Source organism: Sulfurovum sp., from assembly GCF_041562805.1.
Classification (GTDB): Bacteria; Campylobacterota; Campylobacteria; order Campylobacterales; family Sulfurovaceae; genus Sulfurovum.
Genome location: NZ_JBFFOH010000159.1, coordinates 1 through 5,658 on the forward strand (window position 1 = coordinate 1; position 5,658 = coordinate 5,658).

At 33.7% G+C, this 5,658-nt stretch carries 6 protein-coding genes and 1 pseudogene; 3 read left to right on the top strand and 4 right to left on the bottom strand.

Features of this window, described 5'->3' with window-relative positions; translation table 11 throughout:
* Together ABYK33_RS13330 and ABYK33_RS13335 are read left to right on the top strand one after the other, a co-directional pair.
* Positions 1 to 256 (top strand): annotated as a pseudogene (locus ABYK33_RS13330) (flavodoxin family protein); the annotation flags it as partial.
* Positions 257 to 468: 212 nt separating this feature from the next.
* Positions 469 to 1,137 carry a sce7726 family protein gene (locus ABYK33_RS13335; protein WP_373033763.1) on the top strand — a complete coding sequence of 223 codons (669 nt, stop codon included), beginning with the start codon at positions 469 to 471 and terminating at the stop codon, positions 1,135 to 1,137.
* Here the strand turns inward: ABYK33_RS13335 and ABYK33_RS13340 are convergent.
* From ABYK33_RS13340 to ABYK33_RS13355, 4 genes are all read right to left on the bottom strand, one after another.
* Complete coding sequence (locus tag ABYK33_RS13340; RefSeq protein WP_373033764.1) at positions 1,127 to 2,515, bottom strand: hypothetical protein; 1,389 nt, start codon at positions 2,513 to 2,515, stop codon at positions 1,127 to 1,129. The two genes, ABYK33_RS13335 and ABYK33_RS13340, sit on opposite strands and share 11 nt — an antisense overlap.
* The gene (locus ABYK33_RS13345; protein WP_373033765.1) at positions 2,512 to 3,078 is read right to left on the bottom strand and encodes an ImmA/IrrE family metallo-endopeptidase; all 567 of its coding nucleotides are present in this window, start codon (positions 3,076 to 3,078) and stop codon (positions 2,512 to 2,514) included. Before ABYK33_RS13345 ends, ABYK33_RS13340 begins: the two co-directional genes overlap by 4 nt.
* 12 nt (positions 3,079 to 3,090) lie before the next feature.
* Positions 3,091 to 3,672 (bottom strand): hypothetical protein, encoded by a 582-nt coding sequence (locus ABYK33_RS13350; protein ID WP_373033766.1) that lies wholly within the window; start codon positions 3,670 to 3,672, stop codon positions 3,091 to 3,093.
* Between the two features lie 672 nt (positions 3,673 to 4,344).
* Positions 4,345 to 5,166, bottom strand: coding sequence for a hypothetical protein (locus tag ABYK33_RS13355; RefSeq protein WP_373033767.1), 822 nt, complete (start codon positions 5,164 to 5,166; stop codon positions 4,345 to 4,347).
* Between the two features lie 276 nt (positions 5,167 to 5,442).
* Between ABYK33_RS13355 and ABYK33_RS13360 the strand changes: the two genes are divergently transcribed.
* On the top strand, positions 5,443 to 5,604 hold the full coding sequence (locus tag ABYK33_RS13360) for a thioredoxin domain-containing protein (protein ID WP_373033768.1): 162 nt from the start codon (positions 5,443 to 5,445) through the stop codon (positions 5,602 to 5,604).
* Positions 5,605 to 5,658: the final 54 nt, after the last annotated feature.

The window sequence follows — 5,658 nt, forward strand, 5'->3', positions numbered from 1 at the left end:
GCTGATGAAGCCAAAGCGCTACATGCTCAGCTTTACCTACAACTGCCCTGCGAGCGAATTTGACAATCCCGACGGCTTTTTCGAAGGGCTCAGCGTCGACGGGGCGAACATTGCGCTGCACAAGGCCTTCCAGTTCTGCGGAGCAACGCAGCTGGAGAGCTTCTCCGTCCACGACGTCTACGGCAAAGGTTTCGAACTCGCCCCCAACCTCGAACGTCTGCAAGCCCTGCTGGAACGCAACTTCCCCACGCCATAACGCACCGACAAAACGCTCTATCTTGCCAAAAAACTGGGGAAGAACAGGGTTTGTAGTTGGTAAATGGTTGGCAAGAGTAGAGATATAAATTAATATTGGTGACCTCTATATTCTATATCTAAACAGTTACTAAAATATACCTGTAACTATATTTCTACTCTATATTGATCTATAAAAAGCTCTAAAAAATATTCTTTGCTGTATAAGACAGTATGAATGATGCTGATATAATCAAGATAGAACTGTATAAATATTTATTTAAATATTCTACTAGTAATTTTATAGCTGTCCCCGAAGTAAGTATTTCGAATAATATTTCTGATATGTTAGTTACCAATGGGAATATTCACAATTTCGAAATCAAATCTAAATCTGATTCACTCAAAAGACTTTCTCAACAAATAGCAACATTTAAAAAGTATTCCAATTTAGTTACTATCGTTGCACATGATAAATTCATCAAAAAAATTTTGAGTGATCCTCAAATGGATGGCATTGGTATTATTTCAGTAAATGACAAAAACAAGCTAACTACTCTACGAGAACCTGAATATCGTGATATTCCTGCCCCAAACTATTTAGCTTATTTTAATACCTCTGAATTAAGAGAAACTTTGAGAGGTGTTCCTCAATGGTATAAGTTAAACTTTATTGATGCAGAAAAAAAACTTTTAGAACTTTTGACAGAAGACGAAGTAAGACGTTTAACATTATTTAGAATTAAAGAAAAGTATTCACAAGAATTTGCAAAAAGACGTAGCTTAATTAAAGAAAAAAAAGAATTGGAAGCTTTACAATCACGTTTCAAGCAATATATCAATGTACAAGTCACACCGTTAACGGACATACCTTACAAGGTTTTTAGGGACTTCAACTACTAATATAATTGTGTATTACAGAAAAAATATTATGACGTATGCATAAAGTTTTAACTTCTCCAGGAGTAGTCCGATCTGGACAGTAGGATTTCAACGCATCATCTGCATCACAAATTGTTTCATCCATAAATAAATCTCCACTTATTCGAGGTTCCTTGTCCAAAACACCCTTTTTAATATCACATAACAATCTATGCATTGAATGGATCATCCCAACTTTTCTTTCTCCTGATTGAGTTATTGACTCATCTTGATCATCCCATCCCCTACGAATTAATACTTTTTTAGATTTATCAAGGGAACTTAAGACAACACGAGCACTTGGTCGGCCACCTTTAGGCATTGATGAGAGTGTTTTCCTGTCAAATCCACAATAGTCTCCATACTTTAAAGTTGGGAATTGTTTAATAAGCTCTTGAAACACCTCAATTGGAAAATTTGTTCGAATAATATTTTCATTAAGGTCATCACCACTAATCGTCATTTGAGTTGGCAAAAAATGCGCACCTAGATATATAATTGTCTTAAAATGAAAGAAGATAGAATCAAGGTAACTTTTAATATTTGAAACATTAAAATTGGTATTTAAGTCCATAAATATTGTGAAATCGTGAATTTCTTTGATAGCATCAATGTTTGCTAAGAAGGATGTCTTACTCAAAAGCCTAAGAGCAAATTTTGTATAGCCTTGTCTTTCTAACTCAACAATAAATACTTTTAAGTCTTCTACATTTCCAAATTCATCCCACAAGTAAACAGGAATGACTATTTCATTCTTTTCTATCATCTCATATTTTAATATTCTATTTTCTAATGACAACAATTCTTCTTCGGATGATGGTAATGGCGTTATCATCCTTTTAAACTCTTTTTTTTCCTCTTTCCTTTTTTGTTTAGCTTCTTCACGTTCACTTTGATTGACAACATATTTAACAGATGACAAATCTAAGTAATGTCTAAAATCTATCAGGTCATCATTTAAATAATCTTCAAATTTTTTCTCATTTTCTATGTCAAGCATTGGTACTGTGCTATCGTCAGACAACCCATATAGCGCTGAGGACAGTGTGGCTGTATAGGGTGCAGTTGGAACATAATAATTAATGCTTAGCACATTCTCAGTTAGTTCATTTATAACGAGTTCAATCTCATATATATAACTATCATCGGCTTCCGTAGTAACAACTGCGTAGGTACCTGTATCATAAGTAGAGGCACCTATCACATAATCAATGCCGTCAAGAGTAAAAGTATCTGAAAAACCACCTCCTTCTGAATTCGCCGGGATATTGTAAGATTCAATCACTTCGTCATTTAAAAGAATATTTAGAACTGAGTTGCCCTCTGAAACATCATTAAAATCCCATTCTTTTTGCTTCATATCTGCACTCCCAGTTTTTTTAGTCTAAACTCCATCGCCTGCTTTGATACATTGAATTTACCTGCTAGTTTTATTATAACTTCATCTTTTTTTATCTTACTTATTGTAGATAATAATTGATCAAATTCTTTTTCAACAAATTGTGCTGGCATTAATAGTTGAGCTGCAAAGTTATTTGCTTCCATCTCTTTATAATCCCAATTATCATCACGATTAAATGATATATTTTCATCTTCAATCGCTTGAAAATCATTAAAATCTTTTAAAGGTGCAATATGTAACATGAAATGTCCTAATTCATGCGCAAGTGTAAAACGCTTTCTTTCTTTTGATGTGTTTTTCATAGGATTTACCCAAATGTAAGGCTCACCATCTTTTACAGCAATACTTCCAGTAACTTTTATTTTTTTAAAATCAGGTTTAATCTCAAATTTAATTTCAAGAAAATTTATCATATCTTCTATATCGACAGGAACGGAAACTTTATAACCCATATCTTCTAATTGTGAAATAAGAGTATATGCTTGGGTCTCTTGTCCATGAAAAGTCTCATGTGTACTCATTAGTCTCTCCTTTTAATTATCTAATTTAGAAAAACGATCTTTTATCGAACTATCAGTTGACTCATCGTTAGAAAGTTCTATTTTCAATCTTTTTTCAGATTCACTTATTTGAGTTTTGACATACTCTTTCAATTCCATGTCTAAGGCAGTTATCTTTGTATTTTGTTTCTGTACGTTTTCATTAACTACGGTTCCAAAACTATTAATTCTCTTCTCAATATCTTGGCTCATAACTGGGTCATTTAATAATTTATCTATAAAATCAACACGTACTTTATCTTTATCTACTAAAGCTTGTATTACGTCATCCAAATTATCAGACAATAGCCTTTCTTTTGTTTGAGAATACTGTTTAGTATAAAAGACTGCTCCAATGGAAATTGCGACCGTAGCAACAACGATAATAAATGTTACAAATACCATAAATGTATTGGCTAATGCAATAGAATCAAAGGTTTTTGCGTCATCATAAGCAGGAATAGCATCTAGCCATGTAAAAAGAACATACACTACACTCAGTGTAACGATAATATGAAGTACAAATTCACCCGTAAACTTAGCTAATTTACTCCAACTATCATAAGACTTTGCCATTTTTATTCCTCGCCATTTCGTATCTATACTTTACAATATTAAATATTTTACATAATACCTCAAAACATGTCTTTCTGCAATATAATATAAATAAAGCTGCAATAAAACAGGGGTCTGGTGATACCTATAAAGCATATAAAGGCAAATGCAGCTAGAGGTCTTCTTCGAGCAGCTTTACTGAAAGCGTGCTAACATATCTGTAACACATTAAGAGTATCATCATACTAAGGCAAGAAGATACTATGCGCAATACTACAATGACGATTGTTCTGATGACGGATTAATGGGGACAGGCTACTTTTTATAGACTCCTCTCGGCACCCAACCGACGGGGAAGGCCAAAAAAAGCGTGAGATATGATAGGTAAAGTAGCCTGTCCCCCTATTCTCAAACATATGTTTGATTCCTATTGTGCAAAGTGCAATGTCTTTTTATCAGAAGAATTTTAAGGGTAATGAGTAGCTTGAAGATATTTAAAAAGAAAATTAAGTGTATTCTAAAACTTTTGGTAAAAAAAAAGCCCAATTCCAAACAGGAATATGGGCTTCAACTTTAATTGGGATAATGCCTTCTAATTAGCTATCAGTTTCTCTTAACATGTCTATTCTCCTATGTGATAATACTATTCTATGTCAACAATGTTTAATTATGACTTAGTTCTAATAATTTGATTTATTCTAAAGTAAAATATGTTGAGATTGTCGAACCGACTTTAGGTCTCTTTAAACTCAATACAAATTTTGTATAAAACAAATCATCCTTTTCTATCATGTCCTCTTCTTTACCTGCATTATCTGTTCCATTTTCATGGTATATCGATTTAATCGAACTAACTTTCACCCCATCTTCTAAACCTATAACATAATCATAGTAACTCATTGGGTATTGCACTTCAAAATTTGATTGAATAGGATTTACTCCACCCGTACCTTCCTCAAATTTTCCATCTTTAACTGGATAAAGCTTAGGAATAGAAAAGCCATATAGAATTTTTACAGGTGCTCCTTTTAATTTATCAGCTTCTGTTTTATCAAAGATAAATTTCACTGCTTTCTTTTTATGATTAGACCGTTCCGGAACTTCAATAACATTTTTAAGAACATTCTTAGGTGTCGATGAAAACCAAAAACCAAATGAATCAAATCGTCTCTCAACCTCCGTTTTTTTCATCTCTTCAAGATCTGGTAACAGAGTCATAGTTGGAGCATCTGATATATCAAGTCTTTTGGTAAACATCTCATTCACTTTATATATATTAAGTTCTATATCATGTAAAATGATACCATGCCCATTTTTAAATACCGTAACATGCTTTCTAAATCCTATAATTTTATATGAAAGGTTATACCAATATTTATCTCGAAAGTTTTTCCATAACAACTTAGCAACTCCATTAAATTTTTTATATAAAAAAGTCACTACCCCAGAGATCACCACTCCCGCAATTGCTACTAAGATCCAATTATCTCCTATACTTTGATATAAAGCAACCACAGTTGAGGCATTTGTTTCGTTAATATCTATATTTGCTGAAATCTTCTAATCCTTTTTTGAAATAATCAGTATTTTATCATCATATTAATTATTTATCTAAACAAACAAATGTCTTTCTTAAATACAAATAATGTATATCTATCATTTACACCCCTATTTACACCCCAGGAGTTGAATCCCCACTTCTCACTACCCCCTAGGTCGAAACCCCACCTTCTCCTCAAACCCGCCTCGAACCCAATATGCATTGAACCGTTAAACACACAAGGATAAAACATGGCATTGATGGCATTGACAGAAGAGAACTTTGAGAAGACGATTGCGGAGAACGAAATTGTTATTATGGATTTTTGGGCTCAGTGGTGCGGGCCCTGCAGGCAGTACGGGCCCATATTTGAAAGCGTGGCGGAGGAGACCCCCGGCGTCATGTTTGCTTAAGGGCACCTCTAAAGACCCCAGTTGGCTTCAGCACTAGAGAGAATTTCACAATCA